Source organism: Paenalcaligenes niemegkensis, from assembly GCF_022230885.1.
Classification (GTDB): domain Bacteria; phylum Pseudomonadota; class Gammaproteobacteria; order Burkholderiales; family Burkholderiaceae_B; genus Paenalcaligenes; species Paenalcaligenes niemegkensis.
In genome coordinates this window covers 671,971-692,904 of sequence record NZ_JAKGCT010000004.1, presented here as the reverse complement: position 1 = coordinate 692,904, position 20,934 = coordinate 671,971, and the positions used below count along the sequence as shown (strand labels likewise).

General features: G+C 53.2%; 19 protein-coding genes and 1 pseudogene. All 20 read left to right on the top strand.

The window, feature by feature from the left end; translation table 11 throughout:
* Positions 1–5 precede the first annotated feature (5 nt).
* The 20 genes and pseudogenes from greB to L1889_RS07265 all read left to right on the top strand — a co-directional run bounded on the left by greB (position 6) and on the right by L1889_RS07265 (position 20,714).
* Entirely contained in the window at positions 6–593 is a 588-nt protein-coding gene (greB, locus tag L1889_RS07365; RefSeq protein ID WP_238664594.1) for a transcription elongation factor GreB, read from the top strand.
* An 88-nt stretch (positions 594–681) separates the two neighbouring features.
* Positions 682–4,737 (top strand): annotated as a pseudogene (gene purL / locus L1889_RS07360) (phosphoribosylformylglycinamidine synthase).
* A 42-nt stretch (positions 4,738–4,779) separates the two neighbouring features.
* Positions 4,780–6,240 (top strand): IMP dehydrogenase, encoded by a 1,461-nt coding sequence (guaB, locus tag L1889_RS07355; RefSeq protein WP_238664593.1) that lies wholly within the window; start codon positions 4,780–4,782, stop codon positions 6,238–6,240.
* Positions 6,241–6,350: 110 nt separating this feature from the next.
* Positions 6,351–7,937: a glutamine-hydrolyzing GMP synthase gene (gene guaA, locus L1889_RS07350; RefSeq protein WP_238664592.1), complete on the top strand. Its 1,587-nt coding sequence runs from the start codon at positions 6,351–6,353 to the stop codon at positions 7,935–7,937.
* Between the two features lie 305 nt (positions 7,938–8,242).
* A complete protein-coding gene (locus L1889_RS07345) occupies positions 8,243–9,445 on the top strand; it encodes a tyrosine-type recombinase/integrase (protein WP_238664591.1) in 1,203 nt (400 codons plus the stop codon).
* Positions 9,446–9,592: 147 nt separating this feature from the next.
* Complete coding sequence (locus L1889_RS07340; RefSeq protein WP_238664590.1) at positions 9,593–9,814, top strand: helix-turn-helix transcriptional regulator; 222 nt, start codon at positions 9,593–9,595, stop codon at positions 9,812–9,814.
* 4 nt (positions 9,815–9,818) lie between these two features.
* The gene (locus tag L1889_RS07335) at positions 9,819–10,646 is read left to right on the top strand and encodes a helicase RepA family protein (protein WP_238664589.1); all 828 of its coding nucleotides are present in this window, start codon (positions 9,819–9,821) and stop codon (positions 10,644–10,646) included.
* Positions 10,633–11,514: a replication protein C, IncQ-type gene (repC, locus tag L1889_RS07330; protein WP_238664588.1), complete on the top strand. Its 882-nt coding sequence runs from the start codon at positions 10,633–10,635 to the stop codon at positions 11,512–11,514. The genes L1889_RS07335 and repC overlap by 14 nt, the downstream gene beginning before the upstream one ends.
* A 1,036-nt stretch (positions 11,515–12,550) precedes the next feature.
* The gene (locus L1889_RS07325) at positions 12,551–12,739 is read left to right on the top strand and encodes a FitA-like ribbon-helix-helix domain-containing protein (protein ID WP_238664587.1); all 189 of its coding nucleotides are present in this window, start codon (positions 12,551–12,553) and stop codon (positions 12,737–12,739) included.
* Between the two features lie 139 nt (positions 12,740–12,878).
* On the top strand, positions 12,879–13,658 hold the full coding sequence (gene trbJ, locus L1889_RS07320; RefSeq protein ID WP_238664586.1) for a P-type conjugative transfer protein TrbJ: 780 nt from the start codon (positions 12,879–12,881) through the stop codon (positions 13,656–13,658).
* Between the two features lie 12 nt (positions 13,659–13,670).
* Complete coding sequence (gene trbK / locus L1889_RS07315; protein WP_238664585.1) at positions 13,671–13,907, top strand: entry exclusion lipoprotein TrbK; 237 nt, start codon at positions 13,671–13,673, stop codon at positions 13,905–13,907.
* Between the two features lie 10 nt (positions 13,908–13,917).
* A complete protein-coding gene (gene trbL, locus L1889_RS07310) occupies positions 13,918–15,345 on the top strand; it encodes a P-type conjugative transfer protein TrbL (protein WP_238664584.1) in 1,428 nt (475 codons plus the stop codon).
* Between the two features lie 4 nt (positions 15,346–15,349).
* A complete protein-coding gene (locus tag L1889_RS07305) occupies positions 15,350–15,598 on the top strand; it encodes a hypothetical protein (protein WP_238664583.1) in 249 nt (82 codons plus the stop codon).
* Between the two features lie 63 nt (positions 15,599–15,661).
* A complete protein-coding gene (locus L1889_RS07300) occupies positions 15,662–15,886 on the top strand; it encodes a type I toxin-antitoxin system ptaRNA1 family toxin (RefSeq protein WP_238664582.1) in 225 nt (74 codons plus the stop codon).
* A gap of 424 nt (positions 15,887–16,310) precedes the next feature.
* Complete coding sequence (locus L1889_RS07295; RefSeq protein WP_238664581.1) at positions 16,311–16,883, top strand: recombinase family protein; 573 nt, start codon at positions 16,311–16,313, stop codon at positions 16,881–16,883.
* Between the two features lie 54 nt (positions 16,884–16,937).
* Complete coding sequence (locus L1889_RS07290; RefSeq protein ID WP_238664580.1) at positions 16,938–17,138, top strand: hypothetical protein; 201 nt, start codon at positions 16,938–16,940, stop codon at positions 17,136–17,138.
* 542 nt (positions 17,139–17,680) lie between these two features.
* On the top strand, positions 17,681–18,646 hold the full coding sequence (gene drt3a / locus L1889_RS07280; RefSeq protein ID WP_308217667.1) for an antiviral reverse transcriptase Drt3a: 966 nt from the start codon (positions 17,681–17,683) through the stop codon (positions 18,644–18,646).
* Positions 18,639–19,886 (top strand): antiviral reverse transcriptase Drt3b, encoded by a 1,248-nt coding sequence (gene drt3b, locus L1889_RS07275; protein WP_238664577.1) that lies wholly within the window; start codon positions 18,639–18,641, stop codon positions 19,884–19,886. Before drt3a ends, drt3b begins: the two co-directional genes overlap by 8 nt.
* Positions 19,813–20,226 (top strand): hypothetical protein, encoded by a 414-nt coding sequence (locus L1889_RS07270; protein ID WP_238664576.1) that lies wholly within the window; start codon positions 19,813–19,815, stop codon positions 20,224–20,226. Before drt3b ends, L1889_RS07270 begins: the two co-directional genes overlap by 74 nt.
* Complete coding sequence (locus L1889_RS07265) at positions 20,223–20,714, top strand: hypothetical protein (RefSeq protein WP_238664575.1); 492 nt, start codon at positions 20,223–20,225, stop codon at positions 20,712–20,714. Before L1889_RS07270 ends, L1889_RS07265 begins: the two co-directional genes overlap by 4 nt.
* Positions 20,715–20,934: the final 220 nt, after the last annotated feature.

Below are 20,934 nucleotides of genomic sequence, written 5' to 3'. Positions count from 1 at the left end.
GATATATGAACAAAGCTTTTGTAAAAGAAACCGACGACGATCTGGATGATGATCTGGTCGCTCCTGCCGTTAACATCCCAGCAGGCACTAAAAACTACATCACTGTGCAGGGTTATCGGGCATTGCGTAAAGAGTTCAAGCAGCTCATGAACGTAGAGCGCCCGGAAATCGTACAGGTGGTGTCGTGGGCAGCCTCTAACGGAGACAGATCCGAAAATGGCGATTACATCTACGGTAAAAAACGTCTTCGCGAAATTGACAGGCGTATTCGTTTTCTGACCAAACGGATGCAGATTGCCGAGGTCGTAGACCCGGCATTGCAACCTAACCGTGATCAGGTGTTTTTTGGTGCAACAGTCACCTATTCAAACGCGCAGGGTGATGAGACTACGGTCACCATTGTAGGCATCGATGAAGCCGAACCCCTTAACGGAAAGATCAGCTGGATTTCGCCCGTGGCTCGTGCATTAACTAAAGCCCGTGAAGGCGATAGCGTGGTGTTGCGTACGCCAGGAGGCATTGAAGAACTCGATGTCCTCGAGGTTTCCTATCCTGACGAGCCGGCTGAACCCGATGATGAATTAGATCATTAAGCGACAAATATCCTTTCTGCGGGATTCTTCCCGCTGTTGCGGTTAAAATAACGCGCATTTCTTATACTCCTTTTGCATTGCCCACAACGTGAACTCCATCTTGCACTTCTCCGGCTCTTCATTTTTATCTTCTTTCAGACGCGAACGGCTTCTGCAGCGGTTTAACGAGTTGAATCTTCCTGTGGCCAATGTGCAAGGATTTTACGAATATTATGTATGGACTTCAGAGTCGGGCCTGGATGCCGGTAATACGGAAAAGCTGCACGCATTGCTTGATGACGGGCGCCCTCGCCTTGATAGTGTCCAGGTCGCGAACAACGAATTAAGCTTAGGTGTTGTGCCGCGTATTGGTACCGTTTCGCCATGGGCCAGTAAAGCAACCGATATCGCAAAAAATTGCGGCATTGAAGGCATCCGCCGTATCGAGCGCGGGGTGCGCTACATCATCACGCCGCAGCGCGGGCTACTGGGTAGTAAAGCACTTGATGAAGAGCAATTGCGTCTTATCGCCAACGAGCTGCACGACCGCATGACCGAAACCGTGGTCGATGTTAATTTCAACGGTGGCGAGCTATTCCAGGAGCTCAGCGGCAAGCCCATGCGCTTTGTCGATATTCTGGGCAGGGGGCAAGTGGCGCTGGAAGAGGCCAATCAAAGCATGGGCCTGGCGCTGTCCGAAGACGAAATTGAGTACCTGCTCGAGGCCTTCAATCAGTTGGACCGCAATCCCAACGACGTAGAGTTAATGATGTTTGCGCAGGCGAACAGCGAGCATTGCAGACACAAGATATTCAACGCGCAATGGGTCATTGATGGCCAGGCTCAGAACAAAACCTTGTTTGGCATGATTCGCGAGACGCACGCAGCCCAGCCAGAAAAACCGTAGTCGCCTATTCCGATAACGCAGCCATTATGGAAGGCGGGCCCGCCCAGATATTTTATGCCTCGCTTCCCGACTCCGAAGGCAAGGGCGCGTACGGACGTTTCGACACTACCTTGCACACCTTGATGAAGGTGGAGACCCATAATCACCCCACGGCCATTGCGCCTTTCCCAGGTGCGGCAACGGGTTCCGGGGGTGAGATCCGTGACGAGGGCGCGACAGGCCGCGGTTCTCGCCCCAAGGCCGGGTTAACAGGTTATACCGTTTCCAACTTGCGGTTTCCTGATGCGATTGAGCCCTGGGAGTCTGACTCGCATGGCTCTTGCAGCCGAATTGCTTCCGCGCTGGACATCATGATTAATGGTCCTATTGGGGGCGCTGCCTTTAACAATGAATTCGGCCGTCCTAACTTGCTGGGTTATTTCCGCACCTTCGAGCAGACCGCAGGTGCTACCCGCTGGGGCTACCACAAGCCCATTATGATCGCGGGGGACTGGGCTCCATTGATGGACGCCTTACCCATAAAGATCCATTGCCAGTGGGTGCATTGTTAGTGCAGATTGGCGGGCCAGGTATGCGTATCGGCATGGGCGGCGGCGCGGCATCCAGCATGAGCTCGGGGGTGAACCTGGCTCAGCTTGATTTCGACTCGGTGCAGCGTGGTAATCCTGAAATGCAGCGCCGGGCACAAGAGGTTATTGACCGCTGCTGGCAGCAGGGCGATAACAACCCCATTATTGCAATCCATGATGTGGGTGCAGGCGGCCTGTCGAACGCATTCCCCGAGCTCGTTAATGATGCGGGCCGTGGTGCCATTTTTGAATTAAGTCATGTGCCCCTTGAAGAGTCTGGGCTGTCACCTGCAGAGATCTGGAGCAACGAATCCCAGGAGCGCTATGTGTTGGCCATCGCTCCTGACAATCTGGAACGTTTCAAACAAATTGCTGAACGTGAACGCTGCCTGTGGGCTGTCGTGGGTGTGGCCACTGAAGAGCGTCAGCTACGAGTGACGATGGGCGAGGGGCTGCCTGGTATTGATGAGACCCAGCCTCGGCAGGGTGAGCGTCCGGTTGATGTACCCATGGATGTGATTCTTGGAAAGGCACCGCGTATGGTGCGCGATGTGGCCCGCCAAGAGGGCGTATCCGAGCCACTTGACTTAACTGTAGTCCCGCTTGCCGAGGCAGTGTCCCGGGTGCTGCGCCACCCTACAGTGGCCAGTAAAAACTTTTTAATTACCATTGGCGACCGAAGTGTGGGCGGACTGTGCAGCCGCGATCAAATGGTAGGTCCCTGGCAAATCCCCGTAGCCGATTGTGCTGTTACGCTGGCCGACTACGAAGGTGTGCGTGGTGAAGCCATGGCTATGGGCGAACGCAGCCCTATCGCCATGCTGAATGCTCCCGCTTCAGGCCGTATGGCGGTCGCCGAATCACTGACGAATCTGGTGGCTGCCGATGTTGCCTCCATGAAAGATATCAAACTGTCGGCCAACTGGATGGCGGCCTGCGGTGTTCCGGGCCAGGATGCAGCGTTATTTGATACGGTTACTGCCGTTAGCCAGTGGTGCCAAGAGCTGGGTCTGTCGATTCCGGTAGGCAAAGACTCCTTGTCGATGCGTACCGCGTGGGAAGAGGACGGCGTCGAACGTGATGTGGTGGCACCGGTCTCCTTGGTGGTGACCGCCTTTGCTCAAGTAGGCGACGTACGTAAAACACTTACGCCTCAGCTACGCACTGATGTGGGCGATACCTGCCTTATTCTGATCGATCTGGGCCTGGGCCAACAGCGCATGGGCGCGTCGGTGCTGGCGCATACCTTTAATCAAGTAGGCGAACAGGCTCCGGACATCGACAACGCTGCACTGCTGCTGGCGTTTTTCCACGAAGTGCGAGCCCTCTGCAACGAGGGGCTGGTACATGCCTATCACGACCGCTCTGATGGTGGCCTGCTGGCGACCATAGCCGAGATGTCGTTTGCTGCTAAGGTTGGTGTTTCGATAAATATTGATATGCTCACCATTGACCCGCACTCGGCCGACTGGGGTGATTTCAAAATCAGGCCAGAGCAGGTGGCAGTGCAGCGTGATGAGCTGACAATCAAGGCCCTCTTCAATGAAGAAGCCGGTGCTGTTATTCAAGTCAGTCAGGCACAGCGAGACATCGTATTACAGCGTCTGCGTGCCGTGGGCTTATCCGCCTATTCGCACGTAATTGGTGCTCCCAACAGCAGCGATCAGATCGAAATCTATCGCGATGGCAGCAGTATTTTCCAGGCTTCCCGTATTGAGCTTGCCAGGCAATGGAGCGAGGTCAGCCGCCGCGTGATGGCGATGCGCGATAACCCTGAAAGTGCTAAAGCCGAATTCGCCCTGTGGGATGATGCCGCTGATCCGGGTATTACGGTCAGCGCAGACCTTAACCCACAAGAAAATATCGCTGCCCCCTTTATCGCTGCAGGTGCCCGCCCTCGTATTGCTGTCATGCGCGAGCAAGGATGTAACAGTCAGGTCGAGATGGCATGGGCATTTGATACGGCCGGTTTCGAGGTGGTCGACCTGCACATGACCGACCTGTTGTCAGGACGTAGCAGGTTGGATGACTTCCAGGGGTGGTGGCAGCGGGTGGTTTTAGCTACGGTGATGTGTTGGGCGCTGGCGAGGGCTGGGCCAAAACCATTCGTTTCAATTCGTTATTGAGTGATCAGTTTGCGGCGTTTTTTGATCGCCAAAATACCTTTGCGCTGGGCGTTTGCAATGGTTGCCAAATGATGGCGGCGTTGGCTCCGATGATTCCCGGTGCAGAAAACTGGCCACGGTTCACGCGAAACCAATCTGAAAAATACGAAGCCCGACTGATTACGGTGAAAATCGCCAATTCACCCTCCATCTTCTTTAATGGTTTAGAAGGGGCGCGGCTGCCTATCGTTGCAGCGCATGGCGAAGGCTATGCAAACTTCGAACAGCAGGGTGATCAGTCAGCCATACTTAGCGTCGCGAATTACATAGACAATCGGGGTCAAGTCACCGAGCAATATCCCTTTAATCCGAATGGCAGCCCACAAGGCCTGGCGGGTGCAACCACTGCCGATGGCCGCTTTACCATATTAATGCCTCACCCCGAGCGTGTTACCCGTAATGTAATGCTTTCGTGGGCGCCTGATAGCTGGGGGCCAGCGGATACAGGTGGTGCTGAGACAACAAACGGCGGCTTCACACCCTGGATGCGCTTATTTCAAAATGCACGGGTCTGGATTGGTTGATTGCTTAAGCGTATAATCTGGCTTTGGACGGAGTAAATTTTCATGCGTCTCATCAAAAAAGCGCTTACCTTCGACGACGTGTTGTTGGTACCTGCTTATTCAGAAGTCTTACCACGCGACACCTCATTGGTATCGCAGTTCACACGCGATATCTCGCTGAATATTCCGCTGGTGTCCGCTGCTATGGATACCGTGACCGAAGCGCGCCTGGCTATTGCCATGGCGCAAGAGGGCGGAATAGGCATCATTCATAAAAACCTCACCGCTGACGAACAGGCACGCGAAGTTGCGCGGGTCAAGCGGCACGAGTTCGGTATTGTTATCGATCCCATCACCGTAACGCCCAGCATGACAGTTCGCGATGCCATCAAACTGCAAAAGCAGCATGGTTTTTCGGGCTTGCCAGTGGTGCAGGGTGATCAGCTGGTCGGTATTGTCACTAACCGCGATTTACGCTTTGAAGACCGTCTCGATCTCGCCATCAGCGAAGTCATGACCCCCAAAGAGCGTCTTGTCACAATGAATGAAGGTGCTACGCTCGATAAAGCACAGGCCTTGATGCATAAGCACCGACTCGAGCGTGTACTCATCGTTAACGACGCCTTTCAGCTGCGCGGTCTGGCCACCGTCAAAGACATCGTTAAAAACACCGAGCATCCCTTTGCCTCCAAAGATTCCCATGGGCAGCTGCGGGTCGGGGCAGCAGTAGGGGTAGGTGCTGACACCGATGAACGCGTTGAAAAACTGGCACGTGCCGGGGTTGATGCCATTGTGGTGGATACGGCTCACGGTCACACCAAAGGTGTTATTGATCGCGTACGCTGGGTCAAGAAAAATTATCCGCATATTCAGGTCATCGGCGGTAACATTGCCACAGCGGCGGCGGCGCTGGCGCTGGTCGAGGCCGGGGCAGATTGCGTCAAAGTCGGTATTGGCCCTGGTTCAATCTGCACTACGCGCATTATTGCGGGTGTGGGTGTTCCCCAGATATCAGCGATTGCTGACGTTGCCAAAGCGCTGGCCGGTACGGGCGTCCCCCTCATTGCCGACGGTGGCATCCGATTCTCTGGTGATGTTGCCAAAGCATTGGCCGCAGGTGCATCGATTTGCATGATGGGTGGAATGTTTGCCGGTACCGAAGAGGCGCCAGGCGAAGTCGTGCTGTTTCAGGGCCGTTCCTACAAGTCTTACCGCGGCATGGGCAGCTTAGGCGCGATGGTCGACGGTTCGGCTGATCGTTATTTCCAGGACGCCTCCAATAACGCAGACAAGCTTGTGCCTGAGGGTATCGAGGGCCGTGTGCCTTATAAAGGTAGTGTGATTGGTATTATTCAACAGCTAACGGGTGGCATACGCGCAGCTATGGGTTACTGCGGCTGTGCCTCAGTTAAAGAGCTGCACGAAAAATCCGAGTTCGTGGAAATCACGGCGGCCGGTGTGCGCGAATCCCATGTACATGATGTACAAATCACCAAAGAGGCACCGAACTATCGTGCCGACTAAGGCGCCAGGCCGATAGGCGTTTGGCGTCTGGTAAATCGGCCACGTTGTAGAAGCAACGTGGCCGATTTGTTTCTTATTTGCAGTACCTATCTATTTAACACACTCTACTCATGCATCAGCGCATACTTATTCTTGATTACGGCTCACAAGTTACCCAGCTCATCGCCCGACGGGTTCGAGAGGCAGGGGCTTACTGCGAAATCCACCCAGGCGATGTTGGTGACGATTTCATCAATGCGCAAGAAGGCTTGCAGGGTATTATTCTGTCGGGCAGCCATGCGTCAGCCTACGCCGACGATGCCTTAAAGGTTCCGGCAGCCGTGTTCACTCGCGGTGTGCCGGTGCTGGGTATCTGTTATGGAATGCAAGCCATGGCCCTCCAACTGGGCGGAGAGCTTGAAGGTTCCGAGCAGCGCGAGTTCGGTTATGCAGAAGTGCGTGCACATGGCCACACTGCGTTGCTTAACGATATTCAAGACTTTGTAACGCCCGAAGGCCACGGCATGCTCAAGGTCTGGATGAGCCACGGCGATAAAGTCACGGCCTTGCCCCCGGGCTTTAAACTGATGGCCTCTACCGCTTCATGTGCTATTGCCGGCATGGCCGACGAGGCACGCCGATTCTACGGTGTACAGTTCCATCCCGAAGTTACCCATACTGTTCAAGGTCCGGCCATTATCAGCCGCTTTGTACAGACAATTTGTGGTTGCACCGGCGACTGGAACATGCCAGATTACGTAGATGAGGCGATACGCAATATTCGCGAGCAAGTGGGCGATGACGAGGTCGTTCTGGGCTTGTCAGGCGGGGTTGACTCATCCGTGGCGGCGGCATTAATCCATCGCGCCATTGGCGACCAGCTAACCTGCGTATTTGTAGATCACGGTTTGTTGCGGCTGGATGAAGGCAAGCAGGTCATGGCGACCTTTGCCGATAACTTCGGCATGAAAGTGATCCATGTCGATGCCTCGGCCCGGTTCTTGTCTGAACTGGCCGGCGTCACCGACCCCGAAGCTAAACGTAAGATTATTGGTAAAGAGTTCGTTCATATCTTCCAGGACGAAGCCTCCAAGCTGAAAAACGCGCGCTGGCTGGCACAAGGCACGATTTATCCCGACGTCATTGAATCCGCTGCGGCCAAGTCTGGCAAGGCAACCGGAATCAAGTCACACCATAACGTGGGTGGTTTACCCGAAACGCTGAATCTACGTTTGCTTGAGCCTTTACGCGAACTCTTCAAAGACGAAGTTCGCAAGTTGGGTGTAGAGCTCGGCTTGCCTCCAGGCATGGTGTACAGACACCCATTTCCTGGACCAGGGTTAGGTGTGCGCATTTTGGGCGAAGTTAAAAAAGAGTACGCCGATCTGCTGCGCAGAGCTGACGCTATTTTTATCGAAGAGCTGAACAACACCGTTGATCCGGCGACCGGCAAAAGCTGGTACGAACTGACCTCGCAAGCCTTCACCGTCTTCTTGCCAGTCAAAAGCGTGGGTGTTATGGGTGACAGCCGCACCTACGAATACGTGGTCGCGCTTCGTGCGGTCGAGACCTCTGATTTCATGACTGCAGATTGGGCCGAACTACCCTATGCGCTGCTCAAGCGTGTCTCGGGACGGATCATCAACGAAGTGCGTGGCATTAACCGCGTTACTTATGATGTGTCGAGCAAGCCGCCGGCGACGATTGAGTGGGAGTGATCCTGCGTCTGGCACGGCCAGGCAGCTGATGGCATAAAAAGCTGCTAAGCCCGCGTAATTGCGGGCTTTTTTGTCATTTCATCTGGCATGGTCTGGCAACTGAAGGAAGCGCCAAGCACCGTTTTAGCATGGCATTAAAGCTGGTACTATCGACTGACGATGCCATGATTGAGGCCGATACCATGCAGCTCTTTTTTGTTTTCTCATGGTATTGAGTTTTACTAATCTATTGTTTTATATAGAAAAAACACCATAAATTTGACGTTTTTTCAGCATGGTATCGAAAACGAAGAGGGACAAGGTACATGCTGACCGATACCAAGCTGCGCAATCTCAAGCCCAGGGACAAGCTCTACAAGGTGAATGACCGGGATGGCCTGTATGTTGCCGTCACGCCTGCTGGTGCTGTTTCGTTCCGCTACAACTACTCGCTCAATGGGCGGCAGGAAACCATCACCTTTGGTCGTTACGGCGTCGGGGGCATCACCCTGGCAGAAGCCCGAGAGCAGTTAGGTGACGCCAAGAAGATGGTCGCGGCGGGCAAGTCTCCGGCCAAGGAGAAGGCCCGAGACAAGGCGCGGGTCAAGGATGCAGAGACGTTCGGTGCCTGGGCGGAAAAGTGGCTGCGCGGCTACCAGATGGCCGACTCCACCCGCGACATGCGCCGTTCGGTCTATGAGCGCGAGCTGAAGCCGAAATTCAGCAATCAGAAGCTGGTGGAGATTACCCATGAGGACTTGCGGGCGCTGACCGATACCATCGTTGACCGGGGCGCACCGGCCACCGCCGTTCATGTGCGGGAAATCGTATTAAACGTGTATCGCTGGGCAATCGAACGCGGCCAGAAGGTTGAGAATCCGGCAACCTTGGTGCGTGCAGCATCCATCGCCCGGTTCGAGCCGCGTGACCGTGCGTTGACGCCAGAAGAAATCGGGCTGATGTATCGGTACATGGAGCGGGTGGGAACAAGTCCGACAAATCGTGCGGCGGCCAAGCTGTTGCTACTGACGATGGTACGCAAAAGCGAGCTGACCAATGCGACCTGGAGCGAAATCAATTTCAGTGAAGCGCTTTGGACTATTCCGAAGGAAAGGATGAAGCGGCGCAATCCGCACCTGGTGTTCTTGTCTCAGCAGGCGTTGGATATTTTCATTGCCCTGAAAACCTTTGCCGGTGGTTCCGACTTCGTTTTGCCATCCCGGTACGACTCGGATACGCCGATGAGTGCTGCCACACTCAACCAGGTGTTGACCCTGACTTACAAAGCGGCACAGAAAGACGGACAGTCGCTGGCCAAGTTCGGGCCGCATGATTTACGGCGTACGGCCAGCACGCTGTTGCATGAGGCCGGCTACAACACTGACTGGATCGAGAAGTGCCTGGCGCATGAACAGAAGGGCGTGAGGGCCGTGTACAACAAGGCAGAGTATCGCGAGCAGCGGACAGAGATGTTGCAAGATTGGGCGAATATGATTGATGAGTGGACTTTGGGAGGCAGTAAGGGTTGATGTTTTTGCTATCTTTGATAGCATTGAAGTTGATGCCGTGAATTTATAAATAAGGCCGCCATTGGCATCGGGCAGGTCAATTACCGACTAGCTGCTTCGCGCAGCTACTCGATGAATAGCAACTATTCATTTGAGAGGTATTGACCCATGCAAAATATCAAGACCCTCATCAACAGGAAGAAGCTCCTGGAGATGATCCCGCTTTCGACACGAACAATTTATAACCTGGAACAGCGAGGGGATTTTCCACGCCGTATCGCGTTAACCAGTAGAAATGTCGCCTGGGATTTGTCAGAGGTCGAAGATTGGATTGAGGCACGTAAATCATCGGGTGATCAAGCTGCGCGACCTGGCCCTATAGAGGGCTAGTTATATGGCTCTTGATCTTATGGCGGCTTTCACGGAATTGCCGCCACCCATTGATTATGTTTTGCCTAATATGGTTGCAGGCACTGTTGGTGCTCTTGTATCGCCTGGTGGGGCTGGTAAATCCATGTTGGCCCTTCAATTGGCGGCACAGATTGCAGGCGGGCCTGATTTACTTGAAATAGGCGAGTTTCCCACCGGGCAAGTGGTCTATCTGCCTGCTGAAGATCCACCGTCCGCTATTCACCATCGTCTGCACGCCCTTGGGGCACACCTCAGCGCCGCAGAACGGCAAGCCGTGGCTGATGGCTTGCTCATTGAACCCTTGATCGGTAAATGCCCCAACATCACGGCTGCTAGCTGGTTCGATGCTCTCAATCGAGCCGCTGAAGGTCGTCGCTTGATGATCTTGGACACTTTGCGGCGCTTCCACATTGAGGAGGAGAACGCTAGCGGGCCGATGGCGCAGGTTGTTGGGTACATGGAGGCCATAGCCGCTGATACAGGCTGCTCCATTATGTTTCTGCATCACGCGAGTAAAAGCGCAGCCATGATGGGGTCGGGCGATCAACAGCAGGCCAGTCGTGGATCGTCCGTACTGGTTGATAACATCCGTTGGCAATCGTACTTATCCGGCATGACGCAAGGCGAAGCCGAGATACTGGGGGTCGATGATTGTCAGCGTGGGTATTTTGTCCGCTTTGGCGTCAGCAAGGCCAACTATGGCGCACCTTTTCAAGAACTCTGGTTTAGACGGCACGACGGTGGCGTGTTGAAGCCTGCTGTACTGGAGCGGCAGTGCAGGGTGAAAAGGAGACAGCGTGAAGAAGCCTAAGCATGACCTGACCCACGTCCGACATGATCCCGCGCACTGTTTGGCACCTGGCCTGTTCCGCAGCCTCAAGCGTGGCGATCGCAAACGCTGCAAGCTGGACGTGACCTACACCTTTGGCGAGGACGAATCCATGCGTTTCGTCGGATTCGAACCTCTCGGCGCCGATGATATGCGTCTTTTGCAAGGCATCGTGGCCCTTGGCGGCCCGAACGGCATCTTGCTAACTCCGGAACCGACCAGTGAGACGGGGCGACAGCTACGGCTATTCCTTGAACCCCGTTTCGAAGCCATTGAGCAAGACGGCTTGGTGGTTCGTGAGAGTCTGACCAAACTGCTCTCAGAAACGGGCATGACGGATAGCGGCGACAATATCAAGGCGCTCAAAGCCAGTCTGCTACGCATGTCGAACGTCACCATCCTTGTGACGAAGGGACGGCGGCAAGCCGCGTTCCACCTGATGAGTCATGCTTTTGACGAGACGGACGGCAGGCTATGGGTTGCCCTGAATCCGCGCATTGCTGAAGCGATCCTGGGGCATCGTCCATATGCCCGTATCGACATGGCGGAAGTGCGGGTGCTACAGACTGATCCAGCGCGGCTGATGCATCAACGGCTATGTGGCTGGATCGACCCCGGCAAATCCGGGCGCGTGGAACTGGACACGCTTTGCGGCTATGTCTGGCCAGACGAAGCCAATGCCGAAGCTATGAAAAAACGCCGTCAGACTGCCCGGAAGGCACTGGCCGAACTTGCCGCCGTGGGTTGGATAGTGAACGAATACGCCAAGGGAAAATGGGAAATCAAGAGGCCTGGCCCCACGGTAACTGCACCCGTTTACCGTCGTAACGTTCCCTTGTTGCCGTCGTAACGCTCCCCTTCTGCCGTCGTAACGTTCCCCGTCCCAATCTGGAAAACCCAGACGGGGAGCTGCTTTGCGGGCAGTTTGAGAAATCCATCCAAGATTATCTAAAGATAATCCATCATGCGCGGTGCAGCTCGCGCCTTGAGGGCGCGTTCTGACCTTGCCAATAAAGCCCTGACGGGCTTTCTCAATCGGCCATAGGCCGATGGTTTAACGCCAAGAAGAGAGGATGGCTTTAGTGGCCGCTGAGATGCTTTGTGAGAGGGGAAAGCAATCCGGGGTCTTGTGCTCCTGTGCTGAAGCAGAACCTGCGTCTAACGGCGCTGGAGGGCCTCTGTGTGCGCTTGTAGGTTATCTGTACTGAAACCTTGGCTCAAAAATTGAAATGGCTAAGCAGTGCCCATTCGTTCGGTAAGAATAATAAGAAGATTATTATTCTTATTATTACCAAGCAGGAATGAGCCATGCGTGCTGGACGCGCATAACCAGTAACCTGCGTGAAGGTGTCAACATCCGGAAAGGTTGCCCCCAAGTATCAATACGTCGCCTTAGTGGTATTACCGGAGGGGAGGCAAATTTCTTGTGTTCATTGACACTTGAGGGGCGGGTTATGCCCTTCTTTCTTGGCGTCCAACTCGCCCCATCGGGGCGAGTGGTTTGTGTCGATTGCTGGTGTTTTAGGTTCCGATTTAAAGCCGATTGAACAGCGATTTTGAAGCAACTATGTCGATTGCATGCCGATTTGGTGACGATTACGGTTATGTTGCCAAGAATCGGTGTTTGTTTGACGATAAAACGCTTTACGTTCGATCTGCGCTAGATTTTCAATAGTGGGTGAAATGCGGGCAGGATGGGTGAAGTTAGCTAACCGGCAAGCCGGTTATCTATCTTCACTGTCCCTTATTCGCGCCGGGGGCGCTCAACGGGAATCCTGCCCTGCGGGGCTGATCGGCTGCCGCCGGTTGCAAGATGAGGGTTATAGGACTTGTTATTTTTGCTATCTTTGATAGCATTGTTTCCAGGTACACCAAAGGGCATTGATATGGCAAATGTGCTTATCAGAAATTTGCCCGCCGAGGTGCACCGTGCGTTGAAAGTTCGAGCAGCGCTCAACGATAGGAGCACCGACGCGGAGATACGCGAAATACTAACGGCAGCAGTACAGCCGCTAGGGCTGGGAGAGATCGGCCGGGAAGTTGGCTTGTCCGACAGCGATAAAAAAACAAAGTAGTTTACGTTTTGTAAGTCCGGGCCTCAGCGCCAAGGGCGATACCGATCAGCTAGTGGCGTAGCTCTTCGATGAAACGTTGCCGAGAACAAGCACAAGCTTGGTCAAGGCAATGCCTTCTTTTCATCGACGGAGTACGACCATGAAGTCCAAAATTTTAGCGGCTAAAAAAACCGCTCTAGCCGTTGCGCTCGCAACCGGCATCACCACTATCACCTCCACCCCTGTTCAGGCCGGTATCCCCGTCATCGACGGCGGCAACCTGACCCAGAACATCATGACTGCCATCGAGTCTGTAGCGCAGACGCTCAAGCAGATCGAGCAATACCAGACCCAGTTGCAGCAGTACGAAAACCAGCTACAGAACACGATGGCCCCGGCTGCGTATATCTGGGATCAGGCGCAGACCACGATCAACCGGCTGATTGCCGCGCAAAACACGCTGGCCTATTACGAGAACCAGCTAGGCAGCCTGGATCGTTACCTAGCCAAGTTCCAGGACGTGGCCTATTACCGCAGCTCACCATGCTTCAACGGCAGCGGCGGCTGCACGGATGCGGAGCGGGCCGCAATGGCTGAAAACCGCCGCCTGGCGTCCGAGTCGCAAAAGAGGGCCAACGATGCGTTGTTCCAGACCGTGGCCGACCAGCAAAAGGCTTTGAAGGATGACGCCCGTACTCTGGAGCGGCTGCAAGGCGCAGCCCAGGGAGCACAAGGTCAGCTACAGGCCATCGGTTACGCCAACCAGCTCGCCAGCCAGCAGGCCAACCAGCTCTTGCAGATTCGCACCATGTTGACCGCCCAACACAACGCAGAGGCAGCCCGGATTGCGGCAGAACTCGATGCCGAGGCACGAGGTGATGCCAGGGCCGAGCAAATGCGTACCTGGACGTTTCGCCCGAGTCCGGCAGACAACTACTAGGGAGATGGTGCGATGAAAAAAATCTTATTTACTGCGGCTGTTGCGGTGCTGTTGTTGGCTGGATGTGAACAGGAAAGGATGCCCGAACCAAACGCGGCGACGTGCGCCCCTGATGCGTTCCAGGCAGCACTGAATGAAATGCGCAGCGAAGCGAACCGAGCGGCTTTTACCGAGGAATGCAGAGCGTTCCAGAAGGCCAAGCAGATGCGCCAGTGGGAGTTCAAGCCCAGCCCTAAAGACAATTATTGAGGTGGCCGACATGGTTAAGAAAATTGTTTTTGGTGGCCTGATGGTGGCCGTTACTGCGGTGTTAGCTGAACCGGCGATGGCGCAGGAACTTAGCAGTAGCGGTGTCATGAATGACGTCCTGGAGCGTTTTCACACTACGGCATCAACCTGGGGGCCTGCCATTGAAGCTGCCGCATCCCGGTTGTTCTGGGCGCTGGTTGTGATTTCGATGGTCTGGACATTTGGCCAGATGGCCATGCGCAAGGCTGACATTGGCGAGTTTTTCGCGGAGTTCGTCCGCTTCACGATCTTCACCGGCTTTTTCTGGTGGCTGCTGGTGAATGCTACTACCGGCATGAATATCGCTGGAACGATGGTTGAGTCCTTGCAAATGCTGGGAGCGCAGGCAGGAGGTTTATCTGATAGCAAGCTGGGGCCATCAAGCATCCTCGACTTGGGGTTTGAGCTGTATCACAAAACAGTACAGGCCACGTCGGAGCTGGGGTGGCGACAGTTCGCAACGGCCTTGGTCATGGAGTTGTTGGCCATTGCTGTGTTGATCGTCATGGCATTGATAGCGATTAACCTACTGCTGGTCATGGCATCGGCTTGGATTCTGATGTATGCCGGCATCTTCTTCCTCGGCTTTGGTGGATCGCGTTGGACTTCCGACATGGCCATCAACTACTACAAGACCGTGCTGGGCGTGGCCGCGCAGCTCATGGCTATGGTGCTGCTGGTCGCAATTGGCAAGCAGTTCATCAATCACTATTACGCGCAGATCAGCGAGGGTGTGACCTCTCAAGAGCTGGCCGTTATGTTGGTGATTGCTTTGATATTGCTGTTCCTGGTCAACAAGGTTCCTTCGATGATTTCCGGCATTGTGACGGGCGCGAGCTTGGGCGCTATCGGTGGAGCTGGGAGCTTCGGTGCAGGTGCAGCTATGAGGGCTGCAATGACAGCGGCAAGCATGGCTACTGGCGGCGCGGCAATGGCTGGTAAAGCAATGATGGGCGCTGCTACCGGGGCTGCGGGCGGTGCATCCGCCATCCAGGCAGCATTCCAGAAAGCATCAGCAAGTATGGGTGCTGGCGGGGATATGCCCAGCATGGGGTCAGTTGTGAGCAGTGGCGGAAACGGTGGTGGTGAAGCGGGTACTGCTGGCAGTAGCCCATTCGCCCAAGCGACTGGCTTTGGTGACAGCGGCAGTAGCTCAAGCGGTGGCGGCTTTGCCAAGGCCGCGAAGCTGGCCACAGGCACGGCCTCCGAGTTAGCCAAGGGTGTCGGCTCTCAAATGAAGCAGGGATTCCAGGAGCGAGTGAGCGAAACCACAGGCGGAAAACTGGCTGCTTCGATACGCGAAAGCATGGAGCCGAAAGAAGCAAGCCAATCTGGCCAGTTCGAGGGCAATAGCTTGGGTGGCGATTCTGGCCCAGATAGTAACGAAGTCAGGAGTTAGCACGATGACGACATCAACATACATGGCCGCATTGGCGGCCCTGGATGAAACGCCAAGGGAAGAAGTCAGCAAGGTATTTGTTTCGCCGCTGGGTGATCAATCGACCGAGGTCGATGCAGAGGCAGAAACAGCCGCTTTTGTATCACGGCCAGACCCTATGAGAGAGAGCGAAACTAAGCCGATAAGTATTGAGGTTAATCGCGGCAGGAATGAGCGGTCAGCATTCGCGGAGGCGGCGGGGCTGTACCTGTAGGCGCACCGGGCTGGCCACAACCAGCCCGGCACTTTCAATCAACACCTACTGGAGAGGTGAATCATGACAACAAAACATATTATCGAACCAGGGCAAGCAGTGCATCAAGCAGCGGCTATTCTTTCTTCTTTGGAGTACATAAACCAAGCGGAAGCGCGGAGTCTTGGGCCATTGGCGGAAGCCGTCGCTAATGCTTTTATGGTGGTGTACTACCAGGCCGAAACGGGCCGGGCGACCAGGGCAGATTTTCAGGAGGCTATAAAAGCCCTGCGTCAAGCATGTGGCTAATAATGTTTTGAGTAGATGCGCAAATGTAGAAAGGCGGCCACTGGCCGCCTTTCTACTTCTCATCATTGGGCCATTCTCGGCCTACTGGTGGAGCATCGACCCATTCCCGCTCCTCGGGTGGTAGCGGGTAAGCCCCGGAGGCTTCCGCGCCGGCCAGCAACTCGGCCATCGTGTAGCGCACCGGGCCAACCGTGACGGTACGGCTATCTGCAATCGCCTCCTCGGTTTTTTCTTGTTCACGGTTGTACCTCTCTTGTAGGCGATGGTGGCTACTCTAAACCTTGAATTCACATTCTCGCACATGGTATCGGTGTTCGGAAAACGGTGGTTTTTCTAACACTATAAAAATATTTCCCATGCACTGCCGATGAGAATATCAAACTGTTAATATACTCGTAAACTTATCATCGTCCGGAAACTGTTAATGAATCAACGGATCGGTTATGCCAGAGTTTCGAAGGATGACCAGAACCTGGATTTGCAGCGCGACGCACTGCAGTTGTCTGGGGTTCAGGCGATCTACGAAGAGATGGCGGGCGGCAAAACCGCTGGTCGGCTGGAGCTGAGCCATTGTTTGAAGGCGTTGCGTGCCGGTGACACCTTGGTGGTGTGGCGACTGGATAGACTTGGGCGCAGCTTGCCTGAGCTGGTGCGTATCGTTGCAGAGTTGGAGGACAAAGGCATCGGCTTCGAGAGTATCACCGAGAAGATCGAGACAGCGAGTGCTGCCGGCAAGCAGGTGTTACATGTTTTCGCCTCGCTGGCAGAGTTCGAACGCAATCTGATTCGGGAGCGAACGCAGGCGGGCCTGACTGCAGCCCGTGCGCGGGGGAGAGCAGGAGGCCGAAAGCCAAAGCTGGATACGAGACAAATCAAGGAGATCAAGCGACTCATGGCTGACCCGAGTATTCCGGTCACCAAGATTGCAGAGCGCTACAAGGTTTCCCGGACAACCCTTTACAAAGTGGCGCCTCGCGGCGCGGTTGAGGGTGGGTAGCACATTTACATGATGTACCTTGGACATGGTCAGGAAGTGTTAGGAGAAGAAAGTATGACGAAGCTGCACTCAGAAGAGCTACCCGAGCCATTTTTCATCACTGAAGGTGGCCCATCAGCCGATCTGCCTATACATCCACATCGAACCAAAAGCCTACCGCAAATTCTGGCGGGGCTCACCGATGGCGAGTTGGCGAGATGGCCTGAAGCTCTGACAGACGCTGAGCGAGAGCGGAGGTATAGGGCCATAGGCTGAGCGTCAGGAAGGAAAGCACCGGCTGAATTGGTTGGTAAGCAGGCACGACCAAGTTAAACGATGCCAGTTTGAGAGTCGTATGGCGTTGCCCGGTGCTTTCGGGTGGAAAGGGTAGTAATTCGATCAACTTAATTGACAACAAAAATGGAATAAGCTCTGACGATGCTCGACCAAATGTTCACTGCGGAAAACTTCCGTCGTATCTACGATGCTGAGAATCGGAAAGGTGCCGACCTGGCGACCCGATATTTTCCCACGCTTGAGCCGTTCACGCTCAGCATACGCAATAAGGTGCAGGAGATTCGTGATCTACGGAAAAGCGAAAGTACATTTAAAGCAAGTGACTTCGAGGCACGGTTACTTACGTTAAAAGCTGAACTAACGGCTTTGAAGGTAGTTAAATCATCGGCCGTCGATGCCTTGATGGATGAGATCAGTCATAAGGTACTTAAACCGAGTTTCAAAATAGATCTTTCCCAAAAGATGGGGCCGAAGGGAAAGGCTGTTTTTTGCATTGACGAAGAGCCAGAAACTTTTTTGCCATTAAGCAGATCCAGCGTAACATTCATCGCATTTATGGCGTCAAACAAGCGAGCCGTCACGACCTTGTATGTCAGCTTCGCGATATGCTCGGCAGTAAATTTCCTTTTGAACTGGTTCGCACGGATATTTCTTCATTTTATGAGAGTATCGATCGTAAGCGTTTGCTAGAGAAATTGGAGCGCGACCAGCTACTGAGCTCAGCGTCAAAAAAATACATCAAACAGGTGTTGGACTCATATGGCTTAATTTCCGGAACATCTACTGGCGTTCCCCGAGGTGTAGGTATTAGCGCGTACCTGGCCGAACTGTATCTTAGACCGGTGGATAAGACTATCCGGGCTATTCCTGGCTTGGTGCTGTATTGTCGGTTTGTCGATGACATAGTGGCTGTGTTTGCACGCCCGCCTGCTGGAAAAAGCCTCGGCTCGTTCAAGCAGTTGATCAACGAAACACTCAGTGATAACGGACTGGCGCTCAATGAGGAGAAAACCTCTGAATTCAATCTGGCTGATACTAACTCGAAGAAGTTCGAGTATCTGGGGTATCGCTTTCATCTCAAGCAGGGGCTGTTTGAGATCAGCCCGAGCGCGGCAAAAGTGATGAAGTATCGGTCGAGGATGAATGCTGCGTTTGCGGACTATTGGCGTGAGAAGCCTGTCAATTCAAAGAAAGCATTTAGAAAGCTGGTTGGGCGTATTAAATTTCTGACAGGCAACACACGCCTTTCTAACAGCAAATCACGTGCTGCCACCGGAATATACTTTAACAATCCGCTTGTCACCGATTTGTCGAGCTTTAAATTACTCGATGGACAGCTCAAGAGGCGTATAGGTGAGCTAGGGCGAAGTAGTCTTCAAAAGAAGATAAGGAAACTTAAGTTCACGACAGGCTTTGAGCAGCGGCGGTACCATAATTTCAGTACGCGCGAGTTGCAGATGATCGTGGGGGCCTGGAAGCATGACTAAGCGACGTGTTTCACTCACTCACCGGAAGCAAAGGTCTGTACTCACCGACATGCTGCCGTTTGAAGTGCCTCCGACATTCTCCAATCGAGGCTATTACCGCTTCTTGGTTAATAACAGCGTTGAGATCGAGAGTGGCCAATTGCGCTGGGTTTGTGAAACGGATGCGCTCGACGAGATAATGTTGTTGCTGTTCGGGATCAAGCTCAAACCCAATGCCGGAATCGCAATAACTATGGTGAACGAGTGGGGTAAGAAGAAAACCCGCCGCAGCGTACCCGTTAATACATGCCAGATGGCAACGATCCCTTTTAATTTTCGTGTCGCCCATAATCTTGATGGAAGAACGCTTAGTGTTGTTCATCCACGTAATCAGGTTGCTGTTGCAAGTTTTTACTCAACGCACAGTGCCTTGATTATATATCACACATCTGTTAGTGAGTTCTCGATTCGTCATCCTGTGTCGGTGTCGCGCTATGCTTATTTCAAAGACAAGCTTCATGAAGAGCGTTTAGATACAGTCTCAGGCATCGAGGAAAGTGACCGAGAGTACGAGCAGCTGGGGTCTTATTTCGTGTATCGTAAATACCGGAATATTCACCGCTTCTTTGAATCGCATCAATACCATAGCAGTGAGAAAAAGTATGATGCAATGGTTCAGATTGATGTGAGTAAGTGCTTTGACAGCATTTATACTCACTCACTGCCTTGGGCTGTATTGGGAAAGGATCAGACGAAATTTAGTCTGGATGCGTCGAAGAGAACTTTTGGAGGGCGTTTCGATGCCCTTATGCAAGATCTTAATCATAAAGAGACCAACGGTATAGTTATTGGTCCGGAGTTTTCCCGAGTCTTTGCTGAGATTATTTTGCAGGCAGTTGATGTGGAGCTTGTCAGGAAGTTGTTCGAAGGAGCAAACCTGACTCATAAGGTTGACTATGAAATTTTCCGCTACGTGGATGATTTCTTTGTTTTTTATAATGAGGAATCTACCCAGCTCAAGATTTTCGAGACGCTTCAGCAAGTGCTTAAGTCTAAAAAGCTTGCCATCAACACGGCAAAAATAAAGCATTATCAAAAACCAATTATCACAGAGATTACGGTTGCTAAAGAGAGGGTTTCGATTCTGCTGAATGACGAGATCGATCCACGGTGTGAGGAGGAGCCTCTTGTCGATCCTTCCAGCCATCCAAAAAAATCTGGCTTGCTCTGTAAATGCGAACCGTCTGATTGTCCGGTATAAGGCTGCTCTCAAAGAGGCAGGCGTCACTTATGGCGATCTTCTAAACTACACTTTCGCCATAACTGAGAGTAAAATTGAGAAGCTCTCCAAGGCGTATGTGGAGAGTGATAAGTCAGGTCGTGATCGTAAGCGCTTTTCCAGTGCCTTGCTGGCAATTATGGAGTTCGTGTTTTTTGTCTATTCTGCAAGCCCGAGGGTCAATCACACGATCCGCCTCTGTCGGATGATCACAGCTTCCGTAACCTTTTTGCAGGCGCAAAGCTTTCCATACGAGCAAAAGCACTTGCTGTTTAAGTACGTCCACGACAACGTGTTGCAGCAGCTAGAAAAAATACGATGAGCGTCCATCGTGAGATTGAAAGCCTATATCTACTTATTTCCTTGTCGCAGATAGGTCGGGAGTATTGGTTGCCGGTTTCTGTACTTCTCCGGCATTTTCTAATCGAAGAGGAAGAAGGTACAGAAAACTATGTTCGTCCGTCGGGCTTTATGAATCATTTTTCGATAACAGTTCTGTTGTCCTATATCAAAGATAAGGTTCGCTATGAAAAGTTGAAGGCTTTCGTAGAGGCTCACGTTATCGCGAAACTTGAATATATGAAGGCCTACTGCCCGGATGATTCAGAAACACTGATTTTGCTGCTTGATCTGATTGTCTGTCCTCATATTAGTGCCGCCACTAAAGACACCATCGGACAGATTTTTGGCTTAGATGCAGTAAAGCTCAAGTTGGTTCAATCATCCAACGATCAGTGGTTTACCGCTTGGGGTAATAAATTCGATCTCGGAAAGGAACTGGAGGCGAAGCGTAGTCGTGAAGTATACTAGCCTCGGCGCTCCGCTTTACCCTTAATGGCTGTTGGCAGCCCACACACAAGCGCCAACTCTTCCCCTATATCAATTGGGGGAGGGTATGAGACGGCAGGAGCGGGCCGTCTCTCCTCTGCATTCTTGGCTACGTCGGCACTTTCGTTGGCATTGCAGCATCAAGGCAGGCTGGGCGCAAGCTGATGTACATGTGGTTTATCCTTGGTCGTTAGGTTTTCTG

Excerpts from the sequence above, each read along its gene's own strand:
- L1889_RS07265 (WP_238664575.1), top strand. The coding sequence starts at position 20,223 with ATGAGCGTCCATCGTGAGATTGAAAGCCTATATCTACTTATTTCCTTG.
- drt3b (WP_238664577.1), top strand. The coding sequence starts at position 18,639 with ATGACTAAGCGACGTGTTTCACTCACTCACCGGAAGCAAAGGTCTGTA.
- trbJ (WP_238664586.1), top strand. The coding sequence starts at position 12,879 with ATGAAGTCCAAAATTTTAGCGGCTAAAAAAACCGCTCTAGCCGTTGCG.
- L1889_RS07295 (WP_238664581.1), top strand. The coding sequence starts at position 16,311 with ATGAATCAACGGATCGGTTATGCCAGAGTTTCGAAGGATGACCAGAAC.
- L1889_RS07305 (WP_238664583.1), top strand. The coding sequence starts at position 15,350 with ATGACGACATCAACATACATGGCCGCATTGGCGGCCCTGGATGAAACG.
- L1889_RS07345 (WP_238664591.1), top strand. The coding sequence starts at position 8,243 with ATGCTGACCGATACCAAGCTGCGCAATCTCAAGCCCAGGGACAAGCTC.
- L1889_RS07300 (WP_238664582.1), top strand. The coding sequence starts at position 15,662 with ATGACAACAAAACATATTATCGAACCAGGGCAAGCAGTGCATCAAGCA.
- L1889_RS07340 (WP_238664590.1), top strand. The coding sequence starts at position 9,593 with ATGCAAAATATCAAGACCCTCATCAACAGGAAGAAGCTCCTGGAGATG.
- greB (WP_238664594.1), top strand. The coding sequence starts at position 6 with ATGAACAAAGCTTTTGTAAAAGAAACCGACGACGATCTGGATGATGAT.
- trbK (WP_238664585.1), top strand. The coding sequence starts at position 13,671 with ATGAAAAAAATCTTATTTACTGCGGCTGTTGCGGTGCTGTTGTTGGCT.
- guaA (WP_238664592.1), top strand. The coding sequence starts at position 6,351 with ATGCATCAGCGCATACTTATTCTTGATTACGGCTCACAAGTTACCCAG.
- trbL (WP_238664584.1), top strand. The coding sequence starts at position 13,918 with ATGGTTAAGAAAATTGTTTTTGGTGGCCTGATGGTGGCCGTTACTGCG.
- L1889_RS07325 (WP_238664587.1), top strand. The coding sequence starts at position 12,551 with ATGGCAAATGTGCTTATCAGAAATTTGCCCGCCGAGGTGCACCGTGCG.
- guaB (WP_238664593.1), top strand. The coding sequence starts at position 4,780 with ATGCGTCTCATCAAAAAAGCGCTTACCTTCGACGACGTGTTGTTGGTA.
- L1889_RS07335 (WP_238664589.1), top strand. The coding sequence starts at position 9,819 with ATGGCTCTTGATCTTATGGCGGCTTTCACGGAATTGCCGCCACCCATT.
- L1889_RS07290 (WP_238664580.1), top strand. The coding sequence starts at position 16,938 with ATGACGAAGCTGCACTCAGAAGAGCTACCCGAGCCATTTTTCATCACT.